Source organism: Pseudomonas putida, assembly GCF_026625125.1.
Lineage (GTDB): Bacteria > Pseudomonadota > Gammaproteobacteria > Pseudomonadales > Pseudomonadaceae > Aquipseudomonas > Aquipseudomonas putida_X.
In genome coordinates this window covers 5,672,871-5,699,797 of the sequence record NZ_CP113097.1, presented here as the reverse complement: position 1 = coordinate 5,699,797, position 26,927 = coordinate 5,672,871, and the positions used below count along the sequence as shown (strand labels likewise).

Annotated in this window: 5 protein-coding genes; all 5 read left to right on the top strand. The window is 61.7% G+C overall.

Going from position 1 to position 26,927, the window contains the following annotated elements; genetic code table 11:
* Nucleotides 1-51: 51 nt before the first annotated feature.
* The 5 genes from OSW16_RS26190 (at nt 52) to OSW16_RS26170 (ending at nt 26,916) form a co-directional block, all read left to right on the top strand.
* A complete protein-coding gene (locus OSW16_RS26190) occupies nt 52-23,394 on the top strand; it encodes an immunoglobulin-like domain-containing protein (RefSeq protein WP_267819613.1) in 23,343 nt (7,780 codons plus the stop codon).
* A 156-nt stretch (nt 23,395-23,550) separates the two neighbouring features.
* On the top strand, nt 23,551-23,892 hold the full coding sequence (locus tag OSW16_RS26185; RefSeq protein WP_241805699.1) for a tryptophan synthase subunit beta: 342 nt from the start codon (nt 23,551-23,553) through the stop codon (nt 23,890-23,892).
* Nucleotides 23,893-24,109: 217 nt separating this feature from the next.
* The gene (locus OSW16_RS26180) at nt 24,110-25,009 is read left to right on the top strand and encodes a TauD/TfdA dioxygenase family protein (protein WP_267819611.1); all 900 of its coding nucleotides are present in this window, start codon (nt 24,110-24,112) and stop codon (nt 25,007-25,009) included.
* A gap of 17 nt (nt 25,010-25,026) precedes the next feature.
* Complete coding sequence (locus OSW16_RS26175; protein WP_267819609.1) at nt 25,027-26,046, top strand: ABC transporter substrate-binding protein; 1,020 nt, start codon at nt 25,027-25,029, stop codon at nt 26,044-26,046.
* Nucleotides 26,047-26,052: 6 nt separating this feature from the next.
* Nucleotides 26,053-26,916, top strand: coding sequence for an ABC transporter ATP-binding protein (locus OSW16_RS26170; protein ID WP_267819608.1), 864 nt, complete (start codon nt 26,053-26,055; stop codon nt 26,914-26,916).
* The last annotated feature ends 11 nt before the right edge of the window (nt 26,917-26,927 follow it).

The window sequence follows — 26,927 nt, the reverse complement described above, 5'->3', positions numbered from 1 at the left end:
ACGCTGCTCGGAGCATGGAACCAGATCACATCGGGTAACCCGGAGAGTCCAATGAGCAGCGTTGTAGCCATCGTAAAAAGTATTGTTGGCCAAGTCATCGCAGTATCCCCAGAAGGCATCCGGCGTGTACTCATTGAAGGTGATCGCCTGTTGGCCGGTGAAGAAGTGCTCACCGGCCCGGGCGGTGCCGTCACCCTCGAACTGGCCGATGGTCGCTTGCTCGATCTGGGGCGTGATACCCAGTGGAGCGCTGATGCACCCGACAGCAGCACCGACTTGGGTCAGGCCACCGCGCAGGCCGCGCCGTCGGTGGAAGAGCTGCAACAAGCGATCGCTGCGGGCGTGGACCCTACCACCGAACTGGAAGCGCCGGCAGCAGGGCCTGCAGCGGCAGGTGGCGGTTCGGTTGGCGGAGGGCACAGTTTTGTGCTGTTGGAAGAAACAGCAGGCTCGGTGGACCCGACCATCGGTTTCCCGACGGACCCTCTGAGCTTCGCCGCCGACCTTGATGACGAGGAGGTCGGCGCGCTGGATACCGATGCCAACGACACCACCGCCGATACTCCGGCAACGGTCGCCACTGGCCTGACCCTCACCGCCACCCCTTCGATCTCCGAAGCGGGTGGCGTTATCGTTTATACCGCGACGGTCGGCCAGGCACCTACTTCCAACCTGACCGTAACACTGTCCAATGGGGCAGTGATCGTCATTCAGGCGGGCCAGACCAGCGGCACCGTGAACGTGACGATCCCGGCTAACGATACCCCATACGTCGATGGCGGCCAGATCTCCGCCACCGTGACGGGAACCAGTGGCGGTACTGGCATCACCGTGACCTTGCCGCAGACGCCTGCGGTGACTCAGGTTACCGATACAGTAGACAACACGACTGCGACCCTTACCGCTTCGCCAAGCGTCACCGAAGGTGGCGTGATCACTTACACCGTAACCCTGAGCAACCCCGCCCAGACCCCGGTGACCGTGACGCTGTCGAACGGCCAGACCATTACCGTTGGCGCGGGCAATACCACGGGCAGCGTGGACTTCCAGACGCCGGCCAATGATGTTTACAACAATGGCTCGACGGTCACCGCCACCATCACCGGCGCCACCGGTGGCAATTTTGAGCAGTTGTCGATCAATCCCCAGCGCGCTGTAACCACTATCAGCGACAGCATTGACACGTCGACGGTCACCCTGACTGCAACCCCAAGCGTGGTCGAGGGCGGCACCGTGGTGTACACCGCCTCGGTGTCGGCGCCTGTCACTGGATCACCGCTGGTCGTAACCCTGGCCAATGGTCAGAGCATCACCATCGGTGTCGGTGAGTCGTCCGGTTCGGTCAACTTTGTTGCGCCGAACAACATTTACAACACCAATGCACCGCTGACCAACAGCATTACCAAAGTCGAGGGCGGGAATTACGAGAAGTTGGATACCGCAGGTACTCCAACCACCACGGTTACTGACAGCCCGGCTACCCAGGCGACCACCAACCTGGTGCTGAGCGCCACTGGCGATGTCGCCGAGGGCGGTCAGATCGTTTACACCGCCACGCTGAGCAACCCAGCGGGTACGGCGATGACCGTGACCTTGAGCAACGGCGCGACCATCAATATCGCGGCCGGCCAAACCTCCGGCACGGTCTCTGTTCCAGCCCCGGCGGATGACGTCTACAAAGACGCCGGTCAGGTCAAAGTCAGCGTTACTGGCACCACCGGTGGTGACTTCGAGAACCTCGCAGTCAACCCGGCTGAGGCCGTAACCAACGTCAGCGACACGCTCGATACCAGCACGGTGACCCTGACCGCCACTCCAAGCGTGGTCGAGGGCGGCACCGTCGTGTATACCGCCTCGGTGTCGGCGCCGGTCACCGGCAGCCCACTAGTGGTGACCCTGGCCAACGGCCAAACCATCACCATCGGCGTTGGCGAGTCGTCCGGTTCGGTCAACTTTGTTGCGCCGAATAACGTCTACAACACCAACACCCCGCTGACCAACAGCATCACCAAGGTCGACGGCGGTAATTACGAGAAGCTGGATACCGCAGGTACTCCAAACACCACGGTTACCGACAGTCCGGCTACTCAGGCAACCACCAACCTGGTGCTAAGCGCCACTGGCGATGTCGCTGAAGGCGGTCAGATCGTCTACACCGCGACCTTGAGCAACCCAGCGGGCACGGCGATGACCGTGACCCTGAGCAACGGCGCGACCATCAATATCGCGGCAGGCCAGACCACTGGCACGGTCTCTGTTCCAGCCCCGGCGGATGACGTTTACAAAGACGCCGGTCAGGTCAAAGTCAGCGTTACCGGCACCACCGGTGGTGACTTTGAAAATCTTGCGGTCAATCCGGCTGAAGCCGTGACCAATGTCAGCGACACGCTCGATACGTCGACCGTGACCCTGACGGCGAATGCTTCGGTAATCGAAGGTGGCGTGGTCACCTACACGGCGTCGGTTAGCGCTCCGGTCACCGGTTCGCCGTTGGTCGTGACATTGGCTAACGGCCAAACCATCACCATTGGTGTCGGTGAATCGTCCGGCTCGGTCAACTTCACCGCACCGAACAACGTCTACAACACCAATGCACCGCTGACTAACAGCATCACCAAGGTTGAAGGCGGCAATTACGAACAGCTCGACACCGCTGGCACCCCGACCACCACAGTCACCGATAGCCCGGCTACCCAGGCGACCACGAACCTGGTGCTAAGCGCGACTGGCGATGTCGCTGAAGGCGGTCAGATCGTTTACACCGCGACCTTGAGCAACCCAGCGGGTACGGCAATGACCGTCACGCTGAGCAATGGCGCGACCATCAATATCGCTGCAGGCCAGACCACTGGCCAAGTGACCGTCGCAGCACCGGCCGATGACGTCTACAAAGACGCCGGCCAGATCAAAGCCACCATCACTGGCACTACCGGTGGCGACTTCGAGAACCTCGCAGTCAATCCGGCTGAAGCCGTGACCAATGTCAGCGACACGCTCGATACGTCGACCGTGACCCTGACGGCGAATGCTTCGGTAATCGAAGGTGGAGTGGTCACCTACACGGCGTCGGTTAGCGCTCCGGTCACCGGTTCGCCGCTGGTCGTGACCCTGGCCAATGGTCAGAGCATCACCATCGGTGTCGGTGAATCGTCCGGTTCGGTCAACTTCACCGCACCGAACAACGTCTACAACACCAATGCACCGCTGACTAACAGCATCACCAAGGTTGACGGCGGTAACTACGAGAAGCTGGATACCGCGGGTACTCCAACTACGACGGTCACCGACAGCCCGGCTACGCAGGCGACTACCAACCTGGTGCTGAGCGCCACCGGCGATGTCGCCGAAGGCGGCCAGATCGTTTACACCGCGACCTTGAGCAACCCAGCCGGCACGGCGATGACCGTGACCCTGAGCAATGGTGCGACCATCAATATCGCGGCCGGCCAGACCTCTGGCCAAGTGACCGTCGCTGCCCCGGCTGATGACGTGTACAAAGACGCCGGCCAGGTCAAAGCGACCGTCACTGGTACCACCGGTGGCGACTTCGAGAACCTCGCAGTCAATCCGGCTGAAGCCGTGACCAATGTCAGCGACACGCTCGATACCAGCACGGTGACCCTGACCGCCACTCCAAGCGTGGTCGAGGGCGGTACCGTGGTGTACACCGCGTCCGTGTCGGCCCCAGTCACCGGCAGCCCACTGGTGGTCACCCTGGCCAACGGCCAGAGCATCACCATCGGTGTCGGTGAGTCGTCCGGCTCGGTCGACTTCACCGCGCCGAACAACGTCTACAACACCAATGCACCGTTGACCAACAGCATTACCAAGGTCGACGGTGGTAATTACGAGAAGCTGGATACCGCGGGCACCCCGACCACGACGGTCACCGACAGTCCGGCTACCCAGGCGACTACCAACCTGGTGCTGAGCGCCACTGGCGATGTCGCCGAAGGCGGTCAGATCGTCTACACCGCCACGCTGAGCAACCCAGCGGGTTCGGCGATGACCGTGACGCTGAGCAATGGCGCGACCATCAATATTGCGGCCGGCCAGACCTCTGGCCAAGTGACCGTCGCCGCACCAGCCGATGACGTCTACAAAGACGCGGGCCAGGTCAAAGTCAGCGTTACTGGCACCACCGGTGGTGACTTCGAGAACCTCGCAGTGAATCCGGCGGAGGCCGTGACAAACGTCAGCGATACGCTCGACACGTCGACCGTCACGTTGACCGCCACTCCAAGCGTGGTCGAGGGCGGCACCGTGGTGTACACCGCGTCGGTGTCGGCGCCTGTTACTGGTTCGCCGCTGGTCGTGACCCTGGCCAACGGTCAAAGCATCACCATCGGTGTCGGAGAGTCGTCCGGCTCGGTCGACTTCACCGCGCCGAACAACGTCTACAACACCAATGCACCGCTGACCAACAGCATCACCAAGGTTGAAGGCGGTAATTACGAACAGCTCGACACCGCCGGCACCCCGACCACCACAGTCACCGACAGCCCAGCTACCCAGGCGACCACCAACCTGGTGCTGAGTGCCACCGGCGATGTCGCTGAAGGCGGTCAGATCGTCTACACCGCGACCTTGAGCAATCCAGCCGGCACGGCGATGACCGTCACCCTGAGCAACGGCGCGACCATCAATATCGCGGCCGGCCAGACCTCTGGCACGGTCTCTGTTCCAGCCCCGGCGGATGACGTTTACAAAGACGCCGGCCAGGTCAAAGCCACCATCACCGACACCACCGGTGGTGACTTCGAGAACCTCGCAGTCAATCCGGCTGAAGCCATAACTAACGTCAGCGATACGCTCGACACGTCGACCGTCACGTTGACCGCCACTCCAAGCGTGGTCGAGGGCGGCACCGTGGTGTACACCGCGTCGGTGTCGGCCCCAGTCACCGGCAGCCCACTGGTGGTCACCCTGGCTAACGGCCAAACCATCACCATCGGTGTCGGCGAATCGTCCGGCTCGGTCGACTTCACCGCGCCAAACAACGTCTACAACACCAATGCGCCGCTGACCAACAGCATTACCAAGGTCGACGGCGGTAATTACGAACAGCTCGAAACCGCGGGCACCCCGACCACCACGGTCACCGACAGCCCGGCTACCCAGGCGACTACCAGCCTGGTGCTGAGCGCCACCGGCGATGTCGCCGAAGGCGGTCAGATCGTTTACACCGCCACGCTGAGCAACCCGGCAGGCACGGCGATGACCGTGACCCTGAGCAACGGCGCGACCATCAGTATCGCGGCTGGCCAAACCACCGGCACGGTCTCTGTTCCAGCCCCGGCTGACGATGTTTACAAAGACGCCGGTCAGGTCAAAGCCACCGTCACCGGTACCACCGGTGGCGACTTTGAGAACCTCGCAGTCAATCCGGCTGAAGCCGTGACCAATGTCAGCGACACCCTTGATACCAGCACGGTGACCCTGACGGCTAATGCCTCGGTTGTCGAAGGCGGGGTGGTCACCTACACGGCGTCGGTTAGCGCTCCGGTCACCGGTTCGCCGCTGGTCGTGACATTGGCTAACGGCCAAACCATCACCATTGGCGTCGGCGAATCGTCCGGCTCGGTCGACTTCGTTGCGCCGAATAACGTCTACAACACCAATGCACCGCTGACTAACAGCATCACCAAGGTTGAAGGCGGCAATTACGAACAGCTCGACACCGCCGGTACTCCAACTACGACGGTCACCGACAGTCCCGCTACTCAGGCCACCACTAACCTGGTGCTGAGTGCGACTGGCGATGTCGCCGAGGGCGGTCAAATCGTCTACACCGCCACGCTGAGCAATCCCGCCGGCACGGCGATGACCGTCACGCTGAGCAACGGCGCGACCATCAATATCGCGGCCGGCCAAACCTCCGGCACGGTCTCTGTTCCGGCCCCGGCCGATGACGTCTACAAAGACGCCGAGCAGGTCAAAGCCACCATCACCGACACCACCGGTGGTGACTTCGAGAATCTCGCAGTCAATCCGGCTGAGGCCGTGACCAACGTCAGCGATACGCTCGATGTGTCGACCGTGACCCTGACGGCCAATGCTTCGGTTGTCGAAGGTGGCGTGGTTACCTACACCGCCTCGGTGTCGGCGCCTGTTACCGGTTCGCCGCTGGTCGTGACATTGGCTAACGGCCAAACCATCACCATCGGTGTCGGCGAATCGTCCGGCTCAGTCAACTTCACCGCACCGAACAACGTCTACAACACCAATGCACCGCTGACCAACAGCATCACCAAGGTTGAAGGCGGGAATTACGAACAGCTCGAAACCGCGGGCACCCCGACCACGACGGTCACAGACAGTCCGGCTACCCAGGCGACTACCAGTTTGGTGCTGAGTGCCACCGGCGATGTCGCCGAAGGCGGCCAGATCGTCTACACCGCGACCTTGAGCAACCCCGCGGGCACGGCGATGACCGTCACGCTGAGCAACGGCGCGACCATCAATATCGCGGCAGGCCAGACCTCCGGCACGGTCTCTGTTCCAGCCCCGGCTGACGATGTTTACAAAGACGCCGGTCAGGTCAAAGCCACCGTCACCGGTACCACCGGTGGCGACTTTGAGAACCTCGCAGTCAATCCGGCTGAAGCCGTGACCAATGTCAGCGATACGCTCGATACGTCGACCGTGACCCTGACGGCGAATGCTTCGGTAATCGAAGGTGGCGTGGTGACCTACACCGCCTCGGTGTCGGCGCCGGTCACCGGCAGCCCACTAGTGGTGACCCTGGCCAACGGCCAAACCATCACCATCGGCGTTGGCGAGTCGTCCGGTTCGGTCAACTTTGTTGCGCCGAATAACGTCTACAACACCAACACCCCGCTGACCAACAGCATCACCAAGGTCGACGGCGGTAATTACGAGAAGCTGGATACCGCAGGTACTCCAAACACCACGGTTACCGACAGCCCGGCTACGCAGGCGACTACCAACCTGGTGCTGAGCGCCACCGGCGATGTCGCCGAGGGCGGCCAGATCGTCTACACCGCGACCTTGAGCAACCCAGCCGGCACGGCGATGACCGTGACGCTGAGCAACGGCGCGACCATCAATATCGCGGCAGGCCAGACCTCTGGCACGGTCTCTGTTCCAGCCCCGGCGGATGACGTTTACAAAGACGCCGGCCAGGTCAAAGCGACCGTCACTGGTACCACCGGTGGTGACTTCGAGAACCTCGCGATCAATCCGGCTGAGGCCGTGACCAATGTCAGCGATACGCTCGATACGTCGACCGTGACCCTGACGGCGAATGCTTCGGTAATCGAAGGTGGCGTGGTGACCTACACCGCCTCGGTGTCGGCGCCTGTTACTGGTTCGCCACTGGTCGTAACCCTGGCCAATGGTCAAACCATCACCATCGGCGTTGGCGAGTCGTCCGGTTCGGTCGACTTTGTTGCGCCGAATAACGTCTACAACACCAATGCACCGCTGACCAACAGCATCACCAAGGTTGAAGGCGGCAATTACGAACAGCTCGACACCGCTGGCACCCCGACCACCACAGTCACCGATAGCCCGGCTACCCAGGCGACCACCAACCTGGTGTTGAGTGCCACCGGCGATGTCGCTGAAGGCGGTCAGATCGTTTACACCGCCACGCTGAGCAACCCAGCGGGTACGGCAATGACCGTCACGCTGAGCAATGGCGCGACCATCAATATCGCTGCAGGCCAGACCACTGGCCAAGTGACCGTCGCAGCACCGGCCGATGACGTCTACAAAGACGCCGGCCAGATCAAAGCCACCATCACTGGCACTACCGGTGGCGACTTCGAGAACCTCGCAGTCAATCCGGCTGAGGTCGTGACCAACGTCAGCGACACCCTCGATACCAGCACGGTGACCCTGACCGCCACTCCAAGCGTGGTCGAGGGCGGTACTGTGGTGTACACCGCCTCGGTGTCGGCCCCAGTCACCGGTAGCCCGCTGGTCGTGACCCTGGCCAACGGCCAGAGCATTACCATCGGCGTCGGTGAGTCGTCCGGTTCGGTCAATTTCACCGCGCCGAATAACGTCTACAACACCAATGCACCGCTGACTAACAGCATTACCAAGGTTGAAGGCGGGAATTACGAACAGCTCGACACCGCGGGCACCCCGACCACCACGGTCACCGACAGCCCGGCTACCCAGGCGACCACCAACCTGGTGCTGAGCGCCACCGGCGATGTCGCCGAAGGCGGCCAGATCGTCTACACCGCCACGCTGAGCAACCCAGCGGGTACGGCGATGACCGTGACGCTGAGCAACGGCGCGACCATCAATATTGCGGCCGGCCAAACCTCTGGCCAAGTGACCGTCGCCGCACCGGCCGATGACGTTTATAAAGACGCTGGTCAGGTCAAAGTCAGCGTTACTGGTACCACTGGTGGCGACTTCGAGAACCTCGCAGTCAATCCGGCTGAAGCCGTGACTAACGTCAGCGATACGCTCGATACCAGCACGGTGACCCTGACCGCCAATGCTTCAGTAGTCGAAGGTGGCGTGGTCACCTACACGGCGTCGGTTAGCGCTCCGGTCACCGGTTCGCCGCTGGTCCTAACCCTGGCTAACGGCCAAACCATCACCATCGGCGTCGGCGAATCGTCCGGCTCGGTCAACTTCACCGCGCCAAACAACGTCTACAACACCAATGCGCCGCTGACCAACAGCATCACCAAGGTCGACGGCGGTAATTACGAGAAGCTGGATACTGCCGGTACTCCAATCACCACAGTCACCGACAGTCCTGCTACCCAGGCGACCACCAACCTGGTGCTGAGCGCCACTGGCGATGTCGCCGAGGGCGGTCAGATCGTTTACACCGCCACGCTGAGCAACCCAGCGGGTACGGCGATGACCGTGACCTTGAGCAACGGCGCGACCATCAATATCGCGGCTGGCCAAACCACCGGCACGGTCTCTGTTCCAGCCCCGGCGGATGACGTCTACAAAGACGCCGGTCAGGTCAAAGCCACCGTCACCGGTACCACCGGTGGCGACTTCGAGAACCTCGCAGTGAATCCGGCTGAGGCCGTGACCAATGTCAGCGATACGCTCGACACGTCGACCGTGACCCTGACGGCCAATGCCTCGGTTGTCGAAGGCGGGGTGGTCACCTATACGGCGTCAGTTAGCGCTCCGGTCACCGGCAGCCCACTTGTGGTCACCCTGGCCAACGGCCAAACCATCACCATCGGTGTTGGCGAGTCGTCCGGTTCGGTCAACTTCACCGCACCGAACAACGTCTACAACACCAATGCGCCGCTGGCCAACAGCATCACCAAGGTTGAAGGCGGCAATTACGAACAGCTGGATACCGCGGGCACCCCGACCACGACGGTCACCGACAGTCCGGCTACCCAAGCGACTACCAGTTTGGTGCTGAGCGCCACCGGCGATGTCGCTGAAGGCGGTCAGATCGTTTACACCGCCACGCTGAGCAACCCAGCGGGCACGGCGATGACCGTGACGCTGAGCAACGGTGCGACCATCAATATCGCGGCAGGCCAGACCACTGGCACGGTCTCTGTTCCAGCCCCGGCGGATGACGTTTACAAAGACGCCGGTCAGGTCAAAGTCAGCGTTACCGGCACCACCGGTGGTGACTTCGAGAACCTCGCAGTCAATCCGGCTGAAGCCGTAACCAATGTCAGCGATACGCTCGACACGTCGACCGTGACCCTGACTGCCAATGCCTCGGTTGTCGAAGGCGGGGTGGTCACCTATACGGCGTCGGTTAGCGCTCCGGTCACCGGCAGCCCACTCGTGATCACCCTGGCCAACGGTCAGAGCATCACCATTGGCGTCGGTGAGTCCTCCGGCTCGGTCGACTTTGTTGCGCCGAATAACGTCTACAACACCAATGCACCGTTGACCAACAGCATCACTAAGGTCGACGGTGGTAATTACGAGAAGCTGGATACCGCCGGTACTCCAACCACCACGGTTACCGACAGTCCTGCTACCCAAGCGACTACCAGCCTGGTGCTGAGCGCCACCGGCGATGTCGCTGAAGGCGGCCAGATCGTTTACACCGCCACGCTGAGCAACCCAGCGGGTACGGCGATGACCGTGACCCTGAGCAACGGCGCGACCATCAACATCGCTGCAGGCCAGACCTCTGGCCAAGTGACCGTCGCCGCACCGGCTGATGACGTCTACAAAGACGCCGGCCAGGTCAAAGCCACCGTCACCGGTACCACTGGCGGTGACTTCGAGAAGCTGGCGGTGAGTCCGGCTGAGGCCGTAACCAACGTCAGCGATACCCTCGACACGTCGACCGTCACTTTGACCGCCACTCCAAGCGTGGTCGAGGGCGGTACCGTGGTGTACACCGCGTCCGTGTCGGCCCCAGTCACCGGCAGCCCACTTGTGGTCACCCTGGCCAACGGCCAGAGCATTACCATCGGCCTCGGTGAGTCGTCCGGCTCGGTCAACTTCACCGCGCCAAACAACGTCTACAACACCAACACCCCGCTGACCAACAGCATTACCAAGGTCGACGGCGGTAATTACGAGAAGCTGGATACCGCAGGTACTCCAAACACCACGGTTACCGACAGTCCTGCTACTCAGGCGACCACCAATCTGGTGCTGAGCGCGACTGGCGATGTCGCTGAAGGCGGTCAGATCGTTTACACCGCGACCTTGAGCAACCCAGCGGGCACGGCGATGACCGTGACTCTGAGCAACGGCGCGACCATCAATATCGCCGCCGGCCAGACCTCCGGTACGGTCTCTGTTCCGGCCCCGGCCGATGACGTCTACAAAGACGCCGGCCAGGTCAAAGCCACCATCACTGGCACTACCGGTGGCGACTTCGAGAACCTCGCAGTCAATCCGGCTGAAGCCGTGACCAATGTCAGCGACACGCTCGATACGTCGACCGTGACCCTGACGGCGAATGCTTCGGTAATCGAAGGTGGAGTGGTCACCTACACGGCGTCGGTTAGCGCTCCGGTCACCGGTTCGCCGCTGGTCGTGACCCTGGCCAATGGTCAGAGTATCACCATCGGTGTCGGTGAATCGTCCGGTTCGGTCAACTTCACCGCACCGAACAACGTCTACAACACCAATGCACCGCTGACCAACAGCATCACCAAGGTCGACGGCGGTAATTACGAACAGCTCGACACCGCTGGCAACCCGACCACCACAGTCACCGACAGCCCGGCTACCCAGGCGACCACCAACCTGGTGCTGAGCGCCACTGGCGATGTCGCTGAAGGCGGTCAGATCGTTTACACCGCGACCTTGAGCAACCCAGCGGGTACGGCAATGACCGTCACGCTGAGCAATGGCGCGACCATCAATATCGCTGCAGGCCAGACCACTGGCCAAGTGACCGTCGCAGCACCGGCCGATGACGTCTACAAAGACGCCGGCCAGGTCAAAGCCACCATCACTGGCACTACCGGTGGCGACTTCGAGAACCTCGCAGTCAATCCGGCTGAAGCCGTGACCAATGTCAGCGACACGCTCGATACGTCGACCGTGACCCTGACGGCGAATGCTTCGGTAATCGAAGGTGGAGTGGTCACCTACACGGCGTCGGTTAGCGCTCCGGTCACCGGTTCGCCGCTGGTCGTGACCCTGGCCAATGGTCAGAGCATCACCATCGGTGTCGGTGAATCGTCCGGTTCGGTCAACTTCACCGCACCGAACAACGTCTACAACACCAATGCACCGCTGACCAACAGCATCACCAAGGTCGACGGCGGGAATTACGAGAAGTTGGATGCTGTGGGCACTCCAACCACTACGGTCACTGACAGCCCTGCTACCCAGGCGACCACCAATCTGGTGCTGAGCGCGACTGGCGATGTCGCTGAAGGCGGTCAGATCATTTACACCGCGACCTTGAGCAACCCCGCGGGCACGGCGATGACCGTCACGCTGAGCAACGGTGCGACCATCAATATCGCGGCCGGCCAGACCTCCGGTACGGTCTCTGTTCCAGCCCCGGCGGATGACGTTTACAAAGACGCCGGCCAGGTCAAAGCGACCGTCACTGGTACCACCGGTGGTGACTTTGAAAATCTTGCGGTCAATCCGGCTGAAGCCGTGACCAATGTCAGCGACACGCTCGATACCAGCACGGTGACCCTGACCGCCACTCCAAGCGTGGTCGAGGGCGGTACTGTGGTGTACACCGCGTCCGTGTCGGCCCCAGTCACCGGCAGCCCACTGGTGGTCACCCTGGCCAACGGCCAGAGCATCACCATCGGTGTCGGCGAGTCGTCCGGCTCGGTCAACTTCACCGCGCCGAACAACGTCTACAACACCAATGCACCGTTGACCAACAGCATCACCAAGGTTGAAGGCGGCAATTACGAACAGCTGGATACCGCGGGCACCCCGACCACCACAGTCACCGATAGCCCGGCTACCCAGGCGACCACCAACCTGGTGCTGAGCGCCACCGGCGATGTCGCTGAAGGCGGTCAGATCGTCTACACCGCGACCTTGAGCAACCCAGCCGGCACGGCGATGACCGTCACCCTGAGCAACGGCGCGACCATCAACATTGCAGCCGGCCAAACCTCTGGCCAAGTGACCGTCGCCGCACCAGCTGATGACGTTTACAAAGACGCTGGCCAGGTCAAAGTCAGCGTTACTGGTACCACCGGTGGTGACTTCGAGAACCTCGCAGTCAATCCTGCTGAAGCCGTAACCAATGTCAGCGATACGCTCGATACGTCGACCGTCACTTTGACCGCCACTCCAAGCGTGGTCGAGGGCGGCACCGTGGTGTACACCGCGTCCGTGTCGGCCCCAGTCACCGGCAGCCCACTGGTGGTCACCCTGGCCAACGGCCAGAGCATCACCATCGGTGTCGGCGAATCGTCCGGCTCGGTCGACTTCACCGCACCGAACAACGTCTACAACACCAATGCGCCGCTGACTAACAGCATCACCAAGGTTGAAGGCGGTAACTACGAGAAGCTGGATACCGCGGGTACTCCAACTACGACGGTCACCGACAGCCCGGCTACGCAGGCGACTACCAACCTGGTGCTGAGCGCCACCGGCGATGTCGCCGAAGGCGGCCAGATCGTTTACACCGCGACCTTGAGCAACCCAGCCGGCACGGCGATGACCGTGACCCTGAGCAATGGTGCGACCATCAATATCGCGGCCGGCCAGACCTCTGGCCAAGTGACCGTCGCTGCCCCGGCTGATGACGTGTACAAAGACGCCGGCCAGGTCAAAGCGACCGTCACTGGTACCACCGGTGGCGACTTCGAGAACCTCGCAGTCAATCCGGCTGAAGCCGTGACCAATGTCAGCGACACGCTCGATACCAGCACGGTGACCCTGACCGCCACTCCAAGCGTGGTCGAGGGCGGTACCGTGGTGTACACCGCGTCCGTGTCGGCCCCAGTCACCGGCAGCCCACTGGTGGTCACCCTGGCCAACGGCCAGAGCATCACCATCGGTGTCGGTGAGTCGTCCGGCTCGGTCGACTTCACCGCGCCGAACAACGTCTACAACACCAATGCACCGTTGACCAACAGCATTACCAAGGTCGACGGTGGTAATTACGAGAAGCTGGATACCGCGGGCACCCCGACCACGACGGTCACCGACAGTCCGGCTACCCAGGCGACTACCAACCTGGTGCTGAGCGCCACTGGCGATGTCGCCGAAGGCGGTCAGATCGTCTACACCGCCACGCTGAGCAACCCAGCGGGTTCGGCGATGACCGTGACGCTGAGCAATGGCGCGACCATCAATATTGCGGCCGGCCAGACCTCTGGCCAAGTGACCGTCGCCGCACCAGCCGATGACGTCTACAAAGACGCGGGCCAGGTCAAAGTCACCGTCACCGGCACCACCGGTGGTGACTTTGAAAATCTTGCGGTCAATCCGGCTGAAGCCGTGACCAATGTCAGCGATACCCTCGATACCAGCACGGTGACCCTGACCGCCAATGCTTCAGTAGTCGAAGGTGGCGTGGTCACCTACACCGCGTCGGTTAGCGCTCCGGTCACCGGTTCGCCGCTGGTCGTAACCCTGGCTAACGGCCAAACCATCACCATCAGCGTTGGCGAGTCGTCCGGTTCGGTCAACTTTGTTGCGCCGAATAACGTCTACAACACCAACACCCCGCTGACCAACAGTATTACCAAGGTTGAAGGCGGCAATTACGAACAGCTGGACACTGCCGGTACTCCAACCACCACAGTCACCGACAGCCCGGCTACCCAGGCGACTACCAACCTGGTGCTGAGCGCCACCGGCGATGTCGCTGAAGGCGGTCAGATCGTCTACACCGCCACGCTGAGCAACCCAGCGGGTACGGCAATGACCGTCACCCTGAGCAACGGCGCGACCATCAATATCGCTGCAGGCGAGACCTCCGGTACGGTCTCTGTTCCGGCACCGGCCGATGACGTCTACAAAGACGCCGGTCAGGTCAAAGTCACCGTCACGGGTACCACCGGTGGTGACTTCGAAAATCTTGCGGTCAATCCGGCTGAGGCAGTGACCAACGTCAGCGATACGCTCGACACGTCGACCGTCACGTTGACCGCCACTCCAAGCGTGGTCGAGGGCGGTACTGTGGTGTACACCGCCTCGGTGTCGGCCCCGGTTACCGGTAGCCCGCTGGTCGTGACCCTGGCCAACGGCCAGAGCATCACCATCGGCGTCGGCGAGTCGTCCGGTTCGGTCGATTTTGTTGCGCCGAATAACGTCTACAACACCAACACCCCGCTGACCAACAGTATTATCAAGGTTGAAGGCGGCAATTACGAACAGCTGGACACCGCCGGTACTCCCACCACCACGGTCACCGACAGCCCGGCTACCCAGGCGACTACCAACCTGGTGCTGAGCGCCACCGGCGATGTCGCCGAGGGCGGTCAGATCGTCTACACCGCCACGCTGAGCAACCCTGCCGGCACGGCGATGACCGTCACCCTGAGCAACGGCGCGACCATCAATATCGCTGCAGGCCAGACCTCCGGTACGGTCTCTGTTCCGGCACCGGCCGATGACGTCTACAAAGACGCCGGTCAGGTCAAAGTCAGCGTTACTGGCACCACCGGTGGTGACTTCGAGAAGCTGGCGGTGAGTCCGGCTGAGGCCGTAACCAACGTCAGCGATACGCTCGATACCAGCACGGTGACCCTGACCGCCACTCCAAGCGTGGTCGAGGGCGGTACTGTGGTGTACACCGCCTCGGTGTCGGCCCCAGTCACCGGTAGCCCACTCGTGGTGACCCTGGCCAACGGCCAAACCATCACCATCGGCGTTGGCGAATCGTCCGGTTCGGTCAACTTCACCGCACCGAACAACGTCTACAACACCAATGCGCCGCTGACCAACAGTATTATCAAGGTTGAAGGCGGCAATTACGAACAGCTGGACACCGCCGGTACTCCCACCACCACGGTCACCGACAGCCCGGCTACCCAGGCGACTACCAACCTGGTGCTGAGCGCCACCGGCGATGTCGCCGAGGGCGGTCAGATCGTCTACACCGCCACGCTGAGCAACCCTGCCGGCACGGCGATGACCGTCACCCTGAGCAACGGCGCGACCATCAATATCGCTGCAGGCCAGACCTCCGGTACGGTCTCTGTTCCGGCACCGGCCGATGACGTCTACAAAGACGCTGGCCAGGTCAAAGTCAGCGTTACTGGCACCACCGGTGGTGACTTCGAGAAGCTGGCGGTGAGTCCGGCTGAGGCCGTAACCAACGTCAGCGATACGCTCGATACCAGCACGGTGACCCTGACCGCCACTCCAAGCGTGGTCGAGGGCGGTACTGTGGTGTACACCGCCTCGGTGTCGGCCCCAGTCACCGGTAGCCCACTCGTGGTGACCCTGGCCAACGGCCAAACCATCACCATCGGCGTTGGCGAGTCGTCCGGTTCGGTCAACTTTGTTGCGCCGAATAACGTCTACAACACCAACACCCCGCTGACCAACAGCATCACCAAGGTCGACGGCGGTAATTACGAGAAGCTGGATACTGCCGGTACTCCAACCACCACAGTCACCGACAGCTCCGCTACCCAGGCGACCACCAACCTGGTGCTGAGTGCTACCGGTGATGTCGCCGAAGGCGGTCAGATCGTCTACACCGCGACCTTGAGCAACCCAGCGGGCACGGCGATGACCGTGACGCTGAGCAACGGCGCGACCATCAATATCGCGGCCGGCCAAACCACCGGCACGGTCTCTGTTCCAGCCCCGGCTGACGATGTTTACAAAGACGCCGGCCAGGTCAAAGCCACCGTCACCGGTACCACTGGCGGTGACTTCGAGAAGCTGGCGGTGAGTCCGGCTGAGGCCGTAACCAACGTCAGCGATACCCTCGACACGTCGACCGTCACTTTGACCGCCACTCCAAGCGTGGTCGAGGGCGGTACCGTGGTGTACACCGCGTCCGTGTCGGCCCCGGTTACCGGTAGCCCGCTGGTCGTGACCCTGGCCAACGGCCAGAGCATCACCATCGGCGTCGGCGAATCGTCCGGTTCGGTCAATTTCACCGCGCCGAACAACGTCTACAACACTAATGCACCGCTGACCAACAGCATCACCAAGGTCGACGGCGGTAATTACGAGAAGCTGGATACCGCTGGTACTCCAGCTACGACGGTCACCGACAGCCCGGCTACGCAGGCGACTACCAACCTGGTGCTGAGCGCCACTGGCGATGTCGCTGAAGGCGGTCAGATCGTTTACACCGCGACCTTGAGCAACCCCGCGGGCACGGCGATGACCGTGACGCTGAGCAACGGTGCGACCATCAATATCGCGGCCGGCCAGACCTCCGGTACGGTCTCTGTTCCGGCACCGGCCGATGACGTGTACAAAGACGCCGGTCAGGTCAAAGTCACCGTCACCGGCACCACCGGTGGCGACTTCGAGAACCTCGCAGTGAATCCGGCTGAGGCCGTGACCAATGTCAGCGACACGCTCGACACGTCGACCGTCACGTTGACCGCCACTCCAAGCGTGGTCGAGGGCGGTACCGTGGTGTACACCGCCTCGGTGTCGGCCCCGGTTACCGGTGGCCCGCTGATAGTGACCCTGGCCAACGGCCAGAGCATTACCATCGGCGTCGGTGAGTCGTCCGGTTCGGTCAATTTCACCGCGCCGAACAACGTCTACAACACCAATGCGCCGCTGACCAACAGCATCACCAAGGTCGACGGCGGTAATTACGAGAAGCTGGATACCGCCGGTACTCCAACCACTACGGTCACTGACAGTCCGGCTACCCAGGCGACCACCAACCTGGTGCTGAGCGCCACCGGCAATGTCGCTGAAGGTGGTCAGATCGTCTACACCGCCACGCTGAGCAACCCAGCGGGCACGGCAATGACCGTGACGCTGAGCAACGGCGCGACCATCAATATCGCGGCTGGCCAAACCACCGGCACGGTCTCTGTTCCAGCCCCGGCGGATGACGTCTACAAAGACGCTGGCCAGGTTAAAGTCAGCGTTACTGGTGCCACCGGTGGTGACTTCGAGAAGCTGGCAGTGAATCCAGCTGAAGCCGTAACCAACGTCAGCGATACGCTCGATACCAGCACGGTGACCCTGACCGCCACTCCAAGCGTGGTCGAGGGCGGCACCGTGGTGTACACCGCCTCGGTGTCGGCCCCGGTTACCGGTAGCCCGCTGGTCGTGACCCTGGCCAACGGCCAGAGCATTACCATCGGCGTCGGTGAGTCGTCCGGTTCGGTCAATTTCACCGCGCCAAACAACGTCTACAACACCAATGCACCGTTGACCAACAGCATCACCAAGGTTGACGGCGGTAACTACGAGAAGCTGGATACCGCGGGTACCCCGACCACCACGGTCACCGACAGCCCGGCTACTCAGGCCACCACCAACCTGGTGCTGAGCGCAACTGGCGATGTCGCCGAGGGCGGTCAGATCGTTTACACCGCCACGCTGAGCAACCCAGCCGGCACGGCGATGACCGTGACCTTGAGCAACGGCGCAACTATCAACATCGCGGCAGGCCAGACCTCTGGCCAAGTGACCGTCGCTGCACCGGCTGATGACGTCTACAAAGACGCCGGTCAGGTCAAAGCCACCATCACTGGCACCACCGGTGGCGACTTCGAGAAGCTGGCGGTCAACCCGGCGCAAGCCGTGACCAACGTCAGCGATACCCTCGACACGTCGACCGTCACGTTGACCGCCACTCCAAGCGTGGTCGAGGGCGGTACCGTGGTGTACACCGCGTCCGTGTCGGCCCCAGTCACCGGCAGCCCACTGGTGGTCACCCTGGCCAACGGCCAGAGCATTACCATCGGCGTCGGTGAGTCGTCCGGCTCGGTCAACTTCACCGCGCCAAACAACGTCTACAACACCAATGCACCGCTGACCAACAGCATCACCAAGGTCGACGGCGGTAACTACGAGAAGCTGGATACCGCGGGTACCCCGACCACCACGGTCACCGACAGCCCGGCTACTCAGGCCACCACCAACCTGGTGCTGAGCGCCACTGGCGAAGTTGCCGAGGGCGGTCAGATCGTCTACACCGCTACGCTGAGCAACCCCGCCAGCACGGCAATGACCGTGACGCTGAGCAACGGCGCGACCATCAACATCGCGGCCGGGCAGACCACTGGCCAAGTGACCGTCGCTGCACCGGCTGATGACGTCTACAAAGACGCCGGCCAGGTCAAAGCCACCATCACCGGTACCACCGGTGGCGACTTCGAGAAGCTGGCGGTCAACCCGGCGCAAGCCGTGACCAACGTCAGCGATACGCTCGACACGTCGACCGTCACGTTGACCGCCACTCCAAGCGTGGTCGAGGGCGGTACTGTGGTGTACACCGCCTCGGTGTCGGCCCCGGTTACCGGTAGCCCGCTGGTCGTGACCCTGGCCAACGGCCAGAGCATTACCATCGGCGTCGGCGAATCGTCCGGCTCGGTCAACTTCACCGCGCCGAACAACGTCTACAACACCAACACCGCGCTGACCAACAGCATCACCAAGGTCGACGGCGGCAATTACGAGAAGTTGGTCACCGCTGGCTCCCCGTCAACGACGGTAACGGATGTGGCAGGCACCAAGGACACCACGAGCCTTGTCCTGAGCGCGACGCCAACGGTCGCCGAAGGCGGCAAGATCACCTACACCGCAACCTTGTCCAACAAGGCCGGTTCTGACATGACCATCAAATTGAGCAATGGCGAGACCATCTCAATCGCCAAAGGTCAGACCGAGGGCAGCATCACCCTCAACGCGCCAGGCGATGACCCCTACATCGATGCTGGCTCGGTACAGGTCAAGATCGACGGCAGCACCGGCGGCGATTTCGAATTGCTGGCCGTTGACGGCGCTTACGCGGTCACCAAGGTCTCCGACACCATCGACAATACCAGCCTGACCCTCAGCGCCACGCCCACGGTCGCCGAAGGTGGCCAGATCACCTATACCGCCACGTTGAGCAACCCGGCGGGCACGGCGATGACGGTCACCCTGAGCAATGGCCAGACCATCAACATTGCAGCAGGCAAAACGTCAGGCTCGGTGATTGTCGCCGCGCCCGCCGAGGATGTGTACATCGATGCAGCGGACGTGTCGGCGAAAATTACCGGCACTTCAGGGGGCAACTTCGAAAACCTCGTCGTCAGTAACACGCCAGCGGTCACCGCCGTGACCGACACCATCCAGACGACCACCCTGAGCATCAGTGGTACAACCGCTGTTGCCGAAGGCGGCAACGCTACTTACACGCTGAACCTCAGCAACAATGCGCAAACCGATGTGACGGTGAAGCTTTCGTATACCGGCACCGCCGCCAATGGCGCCGACTACACCGGTGTGGCCATCGTCACGATCAAAGCGGGCAGCAACTCAGCCACCTTCACCATCCCGACCATCAAGGACAACGTCACCGAAGGTACCGAGCAGTTCACCGTCAAGATCGACTCGGCCACTGGCGGCAACTTCGAAAACCTGGCGGTCAGCGGCAGCGCTGGTAGCGTCACCACCCAGATCTTCGAGCCGGCGCCCGTTCTGGACCTGGACGCCAACAACTCTAGCGGCAAGACCGGCGCCGACTACCAGACCACGTTCACCGAGAACCAGCCAGGAAGCGGTGTTTCGATCGGCGATATCGACGTGTCGATCACCGACTTCGACAGCTCGATGCTGACCGGCGCGACGGTGACCCTGACCAACCGCCAGCCAGGCGATGCCCTGAACCTGGGCAACAGCGTCAATGGCATTTCGATCAACGCCAACAGCACCGATGGCAAGGTGGTCCTGACCCTGAGCGGCACCGCTTCGCTGGCTGACTACATCCAGGCGATCAAGAACATCACCTTCATCAACACCAGTGAAGACCCGAGCACCGTCCCTCGGATCATCACGGTCACGGTGACTGACGGTGTGAACACCTCGAACACGGCCACCACCACGGTCAACGTCGTGGCGGTCAATGACCTGCCTACCACTACCGGCGGAGCGGTCACCGGCACCGAGGACACCGACCTGGTGCTGGGTTGGAGCGACTTCAACATCAGCGATGTCGACTCCTCGCTTAGCAGCCTAGGGGTGACCATCACCCAGCTGCCAGGGGCCGGTACCTTGAAGCTGTACAACGGCACCAACTGGGTCGATGTGAAGGCAGGCCAGACCATCAGCCAGGCCGACATCGCCGCCGGCAAGCTCAAGTTCGTTCCCGTGGCTAACCAGTCGGGTGTCGACGGTTACGGTGGTACCGGTGTGGGCAACAAGCAGGCGGACTACGCGCAGATCAAGTACGCGCCTACCGATGGCAAGGGCACGGGCAGCGAAGCCACGCTCAAGGTCGATATCACGCCGATGGCCGACAAGCCGGACCTGAGCATTGGCAGCAACAACGTCAACTCGCTGGGCCTGACCAAGGAAACCTGGACCAGCCTCAACGGCCTGGGCACCAACGGCAATGGCATCACCGGTGACGCGCTGAAGAACGTGTTCGCCAACTCCGGCAGCGCCGGCAAGAGCGAGCAGGTGACCACGGTCGACACCACGGCCACCGTCACCCCGGGGTCGGGCTCGAAGACCTCAGGCCTGATCTACCTGGAGGCCGGCAAGACCTACACCTTCAGTGGCACCGCTGACGACAGCCTGCAAATCGTCATCGGCGGCAAGAACGTCGCCGGCGGCACCTGGGGCTCGGCCAGCGGCAGCATTTCCGGCAGCTACACCCCGACCACCAGCGGCTATTACACCCTGGAGATCTACAACGCCAACCAGGCCGGGCCAGGCAGCCTTGACGTCAACATCAAGGTGGGTAATGGCGCAGTCACAGACCTTAGCAGCGCCAACATCCCGATGTACCCGAACGTCGCCGCGCTGGCCAACGCCGGTGTCACGGTGTCCGACCTGCATGGCAGCAACGGCGTGGGTTACTACGACGGCTACAAGCTCAACGAAGGCGGCGAGAATGGTGCGCCGGTCAAGTTGGTAGGCATCAGTACCGCGCTGACCGACACCGATGGTTCCGAGAGCCTGAGCGTCAAGCTCAGCGGCATCCCGACAGGCTCGGTAGTGGCCGACAATGCAGGCCATACCTTCACCGTTGGTGCCAGTGCGGTGGATGTCACGGGTTGGAATCTGGGCAGCCTGACCATCAAGCCGCCGGCCTACTACTCCGGCCAGTTCGACGTGAAAGTCACTTCGACGTCCACCGAAAGCGTTGGCGGCAGCACTGCCACCAGCGAAGGCAGCATCAAGGTCACGGTCTACCCGCAGTCGTACACCACCAGCAACCTGTCGTCCGACAGCGATACCATCACCGGCACCGATGGCAATGACATCGTGGTCGCGGATGTCAGCGGCCTGCACGTGGTACCAGGCAAGGACTACAACATCGCCTTCATCGTCGACACCTCGGGCAGTATGGGCTCTGCGGGCGTCGATGCCGCGAAGCAATCGCTGGAGTCAGTGTTCAAGACCTTGGCTGCAAGCGTCAAGGGCGCACAGTCCGGGACGGTGAATATTCTGTTGGTCGACTTTGCCACCCAGGTAAAGAGCAGCGTATCGGTGACCCTCAACGATGCGGGCCTGAAAACCCTGCTGAGTGCGCTGGGCACGTTGAACTCCAATGGCGGCACCAACTATGAGGATGCCTTCAAAACGACAGCCAACTGGTTCGCCAACCTCAAGGCTGCAGGTAGCACCGGTAGTAACCAGACATTCTTCATCACTGACGGTGAGCCGACCTACTACCAGACCAGTGAACAGGGCAACCCGAACCTGGGCAACACCAACGTCAAGCTCGATACGTTCCTGTCGTCGATCAACTACAAGATGGGCGATACCGTTACCAACTATCAGTTGGATACCAACAACCGTCTCTCGATCGACAGCAGCGGCAAGTTGACCATGCAGGTTCGCGAGTTGGACTGGAGCTGGAACTCGGGTTACTACTACAAATGGTCCACCCAGAGCACAGCCACTATACGTGCCGAGGGTAATGGGGGTTATGAGCTGTCGACCCGCGACGGCACGGGCAACTCGACTGACCGGGCAACCACCAACAACTCGACTGACAGCTTCAAGATCCTCGCTGGTTTGTCCGACGTCGAGGCGATTGGCCTCAACAGCGGCGTGAACAAGGATGACCTGAAGCCCTATGACTCCGATGGCAAGCCACAGGCCAACATCGACCCGAGCAAACTGGCAGATGCCATCCTCGGCCACACCGAAGTCACCCAGCCGGGCAACGACACGGTCAACGGTGGTGATGGCAACGACATCATCTTCGGCGACCTGCTGACCTTCCCGACGGTCGCCGGCACGGGTGTAGAGGCGATCCAGGGTTACGTGGCGAACAAGCTCGGTGTGGATGCGGGCGATGTCGACGCGCGGGCAATGCACAAGTACATCTCCGAGCATTACACCGAGTTCGATATTGCGGGCAGCAATGATGGCGCCGACACCCTGATGGGGGGCGCAGGCAATGACATCCTCTTCGGCCAGGGGGGTAATGACACCCTCGATGGCGGCAAAGGTAATGACATCCTGCTGGGCGGCACTGGCAACGACACCCTGATCGGCGGCCAAGGCAATGACATGCTGATCGGTGGCAGCGGTGCCGACACCTTCGTGTGGAAGTCCGGTGACATTGGCAGTGACGTGATCAAGGACTTCAAAGTCAGCGAGGGTGACCGCCTGGACTTGCGCGACCTGCTGCAAGGTGAGAAGGCCAGCACTATCGACAACTTCCTGAAGATCACCACCGTCGATGGGTCCTCGACCTTGCAGGTCAGCACCGAAGGCAAGCTCAACGCAGCCGGTGGCCTGGCCAATGCCGATGTGTCTATCAAGCTGGAAGGGGTCAACTGGTCCAACACCACGGTCAACTCGTTGATCAGCGGTGCCGACCCCACCATCAAGATCGATAACGCCTGATCCCGTCTGCGCGGTGGCCACCCCGGCCACCGCGCAGCGCGGTCTTTTCTGTCATCTTCGTGCAGCGCATACTTCTGCGCCGGGCTGTCATGCCCGATGAACTTTGCCTATGCTGCTGACTACCAACAAGGAACCATCGTGACGAGGGATGACGCCATGTTCTACGTGCAACGCGACGCCGAGGGCCAGTTGCTGCGGGTAGAAGCTGCACCTTATGCCGAACACACGGAGATCCTCCCAGCAGATCATGCCGAGATTCAGGAGTGGTTTGCTGACGATGTCGTCGAAAATAGCCTCAAGCAGCTGAAACAGAGCGACTTGGACATGATTCGGGTGCTTGAGGACTTGATCGAGGTGCTCACTGCCAAAGGTGTCTTCAGCATCACCGACCTGCCGCCTGGCGCCCAAGCCAAGCTGCTCAGTCGCTCCACCGCGCGAAAGGCGCTCGGCAGCTTGAACAACCTGATCGAGGAAGAGGAGGAGGGCGGGCTGATTTAATCCTCCGCGCTTGTCTGCTTGGCAGGCAGACAACTGCCCTCTCATATCGTTATTCATTAAAGGTATTTAAATTATTATTTTAATTACCTTATAGTCACTCCACTGCGTACCCGTCGACCAATCGATGCGCCGCACGACTTGAACCCACACGGGTAAACCCCCGTGCGTTTCTGATCGTTGCGCGTCATTGAAGTCGCGCACTGCGTGGGAGTGAAAAATGTCCGCCGCCTCGAACGCCTTGCCGTCCAACCACAGCGCTCAGCCGCAAACCTTTGAAATCCGCCCGTTCTCGGGTGCCGTTGGCGCCGAGATCATCGGCCTGGACCTGGCTAAACCGGTCAACGCCGAGGACTTCAGCCTCATTCATCGCGCCCACCTCGACCACCACGTACTGGTGCTGCGCGACCAGCGCATCAGCCCTGAACAGCAGATCGCTTTCAGCCGCCGTTTCGGCCAACTGCAGATCCATGTGCTGAAGCAGTTTCTGCTCACAGGCCACCCCGAGATACTGATCGTCTCCAACATCATCGAGAACGGCCAAAACGTCGGCCTGGGCGATGCCGGCAAGTTCTGGCATTCAGACCTCTCATACAAAGCGCTCCCCAGCCTGGGGTCCATGCTGCATGCCCAAGAGTTGCCCAGCGAAGGTGGCGACACCCTGTTCGCCGACATGCACAAAGCCTGGGACGCGGTACCTCAAGCACTGCGCAAGCAGGTCGAGGGCCGCAGCGCCGCTCACTCCTACACCGCCCGTTATGCCGAGACCAAGTTCGCAGGCAACTGGCGCCCGACCCTTAGCGCCGAGCAGCTTGCACAGGTGCAGGAAGTGATCCATCCGGTGGTGCGTACCCACCCGGAAAACGGCCGCAAGGCCCTGTTCGTCAGCGAAGGGTTCACTACCCGGATCATCGGCCTGCCGGATGATGAAAGCCGCGATGTGTTGCAGCAGCTTTATGCCCTGAGCGTGCTCGAACAGAACATCTACCGCCACCAGTGGCAGCCACACGACCTGGTGTTCTGGGACAACCGCTCGCTGATCCACCTTGCCACAGGCTGCCCGGCCCACCTGCGGCGCAAGCTTTTCCGCACCACCATCCAGGGCGATGCCCCGTTCTGACGACTGAGGAAACCATCATGCGCAAATCCATCAGCCGCCTGGCGGCAAGTATCAGCCTGGGCGCAAGCCTGGTCGTGGGCAGCCTTGCGGCCCCCACCCTGGCCCATGCCGAAGGCAAGATCCGCATCGCCGAGCAGTTCGGCATCGTCTATCTGCTGCTCAATGTGGTGCGTGACCAACAACTGATTGAAAAGCACGGCAAGGAGCAGGGCATCGACATCGATGTCGACTGGGCCCAGCTATCCGGGGGGGCTGCGATCAACGACGCGCTGTTGTCCGGCTCGGTGGACATCGCCGGTGCCGGCGTTGGGCCATTGCTGACCGTATGGGATCGCACCAAAGGCCGGCAGAACGTCAAAGCAGTGGCCTCGCTGGGCAATTTCCCGTACTACTTGGTCAGCAGCAACCCGAACGTGAAGACCATCGCCGACATTTCCGATAAGGACCGCATTGCCGTGCCGGCCGTGGGCGTGTCGGTACAATCACGCTTGCTGCAGTACGCCGCTGCCCAGCAGTGGGGCGACACGCAATACAACCGCCTCGACAAGTACACCCTGGCCGTACCGCACCCAGATGCCACCGCCGCGTTGCTCGCTGGCGGCACCGAGCTCAATGGGCACTTCTCCAACCCGCCGTTCCAGGACCAGGTGTTGGCCAACAAGGACGTGCACGTGGTGCTCAACAGCTATGACCTGCTCGGCCCCAACTCGCCGACCTTGCTGTTTGCCACCGAGAAATTCCGCAACGACAACCCCAAGACTTACAAGGCGTTCGTCGATGCCCTGGCCGAGGCTGCGGACTTTGCCCAGAAGGACAAGGCGGCGGCTGCCGATACCTATATCCGCGTCACCAAGGCCAAGATTGACCGCGATGTGCTGATCAAGCTGATCGACAACCCCCAGTACGAGTTCACGGTAACCCCGAAGAACACCTACAAGCTGGCCGAGTTTCTCTACCGGGTAGGCGCCATCAAGCACAAGCCAGAGTCGTGGAAGGACTATTTCTTCCAGGATGAACGCCCACTGCAGGGGAGCTGATCGACCATGACTGCCCCATTGCCAGGCCACACGGCCAGCAACCTTAGCCGTGTGGCCACACCGCCCTTGCTCAAGGTGGATAACCTGAGCCTCGAATACCGTACTGCGCAGCGCGTGGTGCGGGCCACCCATCAGGTCAGCTTCGAAGTCGACCGTGCCGACCGCTTTGTCTTGCTGGGCCCCTCGGGGTGTGGCAAGTCCACGTTGCTCAAGGCCGTGGCCGGGTTCATCAGCCCGCAACAAGGGCAGATCCTGCTGCAGGGCCAGCCGGTCAACGGCCCTGGCCCCGATCGCATCGTGGTGTTCCAAGAGTTCGACCAGCTGCCGCCGTGGAAGACGGTGAAGCAGAACGTCATGTTCCCGCTGCTCGTTTCCGGCCAGCTCAAGCGAGCCGAGGCCGAAGAGCGCGCGTTGCATTACCTCGACAAGGTTGGCCTGGCGGCGTTTGCCGACGCTTATCCGCATACCCTGTCGGGCGGCATGAAAGCACGCGTGGCAATTGCCCGTGCACTGGCCACGCAACCGAAGGTCCTGTTGATGGACGAACCGTTCGCCGCGCTCGATGCGCTGACCCGGCGCAAGATGCAGGAAGAGCTGCTGCTGCTGTGGGAGGAAGTGCGCTTCACCCTGTTGTTCGTCACCCATTCCATCGAAGAGGCGCTGGTAGTGGGCAACCGCATTCTGTTGCTGTCACCTCATCCGGGGCGGGTGCGGGCCGAGGTGCACAGCCATCAGTATGATCTCGGCAGCCTCGGCGCCAGTGACTTCCAGGCCAGCGCCCGGCGCATCCATCGGCTGTTGTTCGACGAGGCCGATGCCCCCGGGCCGGCCGAAGAGCTGGGTTTCAACGACATCCGCATCGCCTACTGACAGGAGCTTGA